General features: G+C 58.1%; 4 protein-coding genes. All 4 read right to left on the bottom strand.

All coding sequences use genetic code 11. The features are described 5' to 3' along the window. Window positions 1-118: 118 nt before the first annotated feature. Complete coding sequence (gene pcsA, locus Q7C20_RS26495; protein ID WP_348061594.1) at window positions 119-835, bottom strand: phosphatidylcholine synthase; 717 nt, start codon at window positions 833-835, stop codon at window positions 119-121. Between the two features lie 149 nt (window positions 836-984). Next, window positions 985-1899 (bottom strand): class I SAM-dependent methyltransferase, encoded by a 915-nt coding sequence (locus tag Q7C20_RS26490; RefSeq protein WP_375071155.1) that lies wholly within the window; start codon window positions 1897-1899, stop codon window positions 985-987. A 68-nt stretch (window positions 1900-1967) separates the two neighbouring features. Then, the gene (locus tag Q7C20_RS26485) at window positions 1968-2456 is read right to left on the bottom strand and encodes a DUF1289 domain-containing protein (protein ID WP_348061590.1); all 489 of its coding nucleotides are present in this window, start codon (window positions 2454-2456) and stop codon (window positions 1968-1970) included. A gap of 108 nt (window positions 2457-2564) precedes the next feature. Further along, entirely contained in the window at window positions 2565-3815 is a 1251-nt protein-coding gene (locus Q7C20_RS26480; protein ID WP_348061588.1) for a ribonucleotide-diphosphate reductase subunit beta, read from the bottom strand. Between the last annotated feature and the right edge of the window lie 537 nt (window positions 3816-4352).

Raw genomic sequence — 4352 nt, 5'->3', positions numbered from 1 at the left:
GTGCCAAGTGGTGGGGCGGAGCGTTTTTGGTTACTTTTTGCGCTCTTCAAAAAGTGACCCGCTGTAAGAGCGGAACCAATACCCGCCATCACCCAAATAACGGATATACCCAAAAATATCAGCGCCGACTATCGAGCCACTCCAACCCCGTACGCCACACACAAATCCCCAGAAAGTAAGCCGACATCACCGACCACAACCCAAACGTCCAGGGATTGGTATTCGGATAATCCACCACCATCAAAAAGCTGCACAACAACCAGATCGTGGTTACAGCGATATTCAACGGCATAAACCGCTTAACCCGAAACGGATGCAAAAACTTCATCGGCGTCACCGTCAACAACGCCAGCCCAATGACCGTAGCCAAGGATACCCAAGCATCCGGCTGGATGATGTAGACGCACAACGCAACCACATTCCAGGCCGCCGGGAACCCGACGAAGTAGTTGTCTTTACTCTTCATGTTCACATTACAAAAGCAAAACAACGACGACACCAAAATCACCGACACCGTAAACAGGTGAGTAAATTCCGGCAGGTCGATATAGCGGTAAATGAACAGCGCCGGAATAAACACGTACGTCAGGTAATCAATCACCAGGTCCAGCACCGAACCGTCGAAGCTGGGCAGCACGGTGCTGACATTCACCCGTCGCGCCAGGGAACCGTCGACGCCATCAACCACCAACGCCAGGCCCAGCCACAGCAGGCAGGCCTTCGGCGAGTTTTCCAGCAGCGCCAGGGTGGCCAGGAAGGCCAGCACTACACCGGTGGCTGTAAAGCCGTGGGCGCCCCAGGCTTTGAGTCTGGCTACATGCAGGGTCGAAATCACGGGCGGTTCTCCAAAAGGTGAAACGGGGCAACCGACAGCGTAACGCCGTCGTGTGTGGCCAGGGAATGCAGGTATCGACCGGGAAGGGGATCATAAGGTTCACCACCCCGGCGTATCACTTAGCGTAGCAAGCGCAGGACGTTTCGGCATCAACCCTGACGGAACACCAGCGCCTTCAACCCGCTTTGCGGGTCAATATCCGCAAATTCCGGCGGGTTTTCCAGACGTTCGACAAAACGCAGGCCCGGTGCTTCGCGGGTTACGCCGTCAATCAGGAAGTCTTCGCCAAAGGCCGGATCGTTCATGCACGCCAACACCGTGCCTTGCGCGGTAAGCAGGTCCGGCAGGCGACGCAGCACGCGCTGGTAGTCTTTGGTCAGCAGGAAACTGCCTTTCTGGAAGGACGGCGGGTCAATGATCACCAAATCATAAGGGCTACTGTTGGTGACCTTGGCCCAGGACTTGAACAGGTCGTGGCCCAGAAAGCTCACTTTGCTCAGGACATGACCATTCAGGCGATGATTGTCGCGACCCCGGCTCAGGGCGCCACGGGCCATATCGAGGTTCACCACGTGGTCGGCGCCGCCTTCGATGGCCGCCACGGAGAACCCGCAGGTGTAAGCAAACAGGTTGAGTACGCGCTGGCCACTGGCTTGCTCACGCACCCAGTTGCGCCCGTAACGCATGTCGAGGAACAGCCCGCTGTTCTGTTTTTTACCCAGGTCGATCAAATAACGCAGGCCGCCTTCGGTGATGGTCCGCTCATCGATGGCATCGCCCACCAGCCATTCGGTGGTGCTTTGCGGCAGGTAGCGGTGTTGCAGGGCCACGGTGTAGGCGCTGAGCGCAGATTGCAGGAGCTGTTTCAGGTCTTCCAGCTGCGCCGCCTCGGGTTCCTTGAACAGCGAGACCAGAATCACGCCCTCAAGCCAGTCCACCGTCAATTGCTCCAGGCCCGGCCAGCAACGGCCACGGCCGTGGAACAGGCGGCGGGTTTCAGCTGGCGGGCTGGCAAGGGCAGTGAGCAGATGGGCGTGCAGGGTAGCGAGTGCGTCTGGGTTCATCGTTAAACGTCAGTCATTGTGCGGCCGGCATTTTAAACACAGTTGCGAGCCAGCGTTCGTAATATGGCTTAGACGGTAGCAATAAGGGCTGGCCCAAAGGCCTCTTTCAAGAACCCCGGCGCGATGTAGCGCTCGTAATGCGCCTCTGACAGCAGAAAAAACTCCCGGTCAATCGCATCGCGCAAGTCCGCCAGAGGGCGCTCACGAAACTCCGGCAACAACGCCAGCCCATATGCCTCCAGTTTGGAAATCACCCGCGCACCGCGGGCAATCAACTGGTACGCCCAGCAATACGGCGACTGGTGCGGCATAAAGCGGATCTTGCGCGTCTCCAGTTGCTGACGCAGCAGGTGCGGGTCGAATACCTCCAGCTTGCTGGTCATCACTTGCACCAACAGTTGCTCCAGGCGCAGCCACACCGCCTGTTTCTCGTCGGCGTTGTAGCCATTCCACTGGATCACTTCATGGTGATAACGCTTGCAGCCCCGGCAGACCAGGTCCCCGTAAACGGTGGAGCAAAGGCCGACGCAGGGCGTTTTGATGGTTTGATTGGGCATGATTCGATGTTTTGCGGGATTGGAGAATCACCCGTATCGGGTGTGGAAACCGGATTCATGTGGGAGCAGGCAAGCCAGCTCCCACACAAATCTCACGTTTGATTTCAATCAATCCCAGCTAAGCGCGCCGCCGGTCTGGTACTCGATCACACGGGTCTCAAAGAAATTCTTCTCTTTCTTCAAGTCCATGATCTCGCTCATCCACGGGAACGGGTTGGTCGTGCCTGGATATTCTTCTTTAAGGCCGATCTGCGACAAACGACGGTTAGCAATGAACTTGAGGTAATCCTCCATCATCGCCGCATTCATCCCCAACACCCCACGCGGCATGGTATCCCGCGCATATTCAATCTCCAGCTGCGTCCCCTGCAGAATCATCTGGGTCGCTTCTTCCTTCATCTCGGCATCCCACAAGTGCGGGTTTTCGATTTTGATCTGGTTGATCACATCGATACCGAAGTTCAGGTGCATCGACTCATCGCGCAGGATGTACTGGAACTGCTCCGCCACGCCGGTCATTTTGTTGCGACGGCCCATCGACAAGATCTGGGTGAAGCCGCAATAGAAGAAGATGCCTTCCAGAACGCAGTAGTAGGCGACCAGGTTGCGCAGCAGCTCTTTGTCGGTCTCAACGGTGCCGGTTTCGAACTTCGGATCGGAGATCGAACGGGTGTACTTCAAGCCCCAGGCGGCCTTTTTCGCGACCGATGGAATCTCGTGGTACATGTTGAAGATTTCGCCTTCATCCATGGCCAGGGATTCGATGCAGTATTGATACGCGTGGGTGTGGATCGCTTCTTCGAAGGCCTGGCGCAGGATGTACTGGCGGCATTCCGGGTTGGTGATCAGGCGGTACACGGCCAGCACCAGGTTGTTGGCAACCAGGGAGTCGGCGGTGGAGAAGAAGCCCAGGTTGCGCATGACGATGCGGCGTTCGTCGTCGGTCAGGCCCTCGGGGTCTTTCCACACGGCGATATCGGCGGTCATGTTGACCTCTTGCGGCATCCAGTGGTTGGCGCAGCCGTCGAGGTATTTCTGCCAGGCCCAGTCGTACTTGAAGGGCACGAGTTGGTTGAGGTCGGCGCGGCAGTTGATCATGCGCTTTTCGTCGACGGCGACGCGGGCGGCGGAGCCTTCGAGTTCGGCGAGGCCTTCGGCGACGTCGAGTTTGTCCAGCGCAGCCTTGGCGCGCACGATGGCGGCGGAGTCGTTGGCGGTCACGTGACGTGCTTCCAGCGCGGCAGCGGCGCCGGCACCGTCGAGGCGGTCCATGTTGGCTTCGCTCGCGTGGCCGGCGTTGGCGCCCTTGACCACCACTGCACCGGTGTCTTCGCTGTCGACTTCATCCCAACTCAGCATTGAAATACTCCTTCCAGTTCTGTTCTGACGGCGTATGGAACCGTCCAAAAAAATGCGGTTTGCAGGCTACAAGGCATTGAAATACTGCGCTGAGTGTGGTCGGTAAATACCGATGCTGCACACTATGTAGTGGTCTGTTCTGTTTGTGGGCACACTATATGGGGTGTAACAAAGTTGGTCAACGCGCAAGAACGCCCCGATCGTCGCAGGGGGGTATAAGCAAATCTCACAGCCCCAATGGCCCGGCCGGCCCGGCGTTCGCCAACAGCCTCGCGTCGCCAAGCCAGGGATTCAAGCCCGCGTGCGGCCAGCGTGGTTAAGGGGGCGCCTCAGATCAAAATCTAAAGCTAAAGCGCGGCGGCCTGGTAGCCGACCTGAGTGGTTGAATCAAAGGCGCTGTTTTTTTAGAGCAGATCGCGATTCTTCAGACCAAATGGAGATCCAATTGTGGGAGCGGGGGGGGGGGGGGGGGCGGGGGGGGTGGGGGCCGCCCCAAAACAATCAGCACCACACCCACACCCAGCCCCCCCCCCCCCC

Origin of the sequence: Pseudomonas sp. AMR01 (genome assembly GCF_041946035.1) — a bacterium.
GTDB lineage: Bacteria > Pseudomonadota > Gammaproteobacteria > Pseudomonadales > Pseudomonadaceae > Aquipseudomonas > Aquipseudomonas antarctica_B.
The sequence above is the reverse complement of the archived record's forward strand: the minus strand, read 5'-3'. Positions and strand labels throughout refer to the sequence as shown.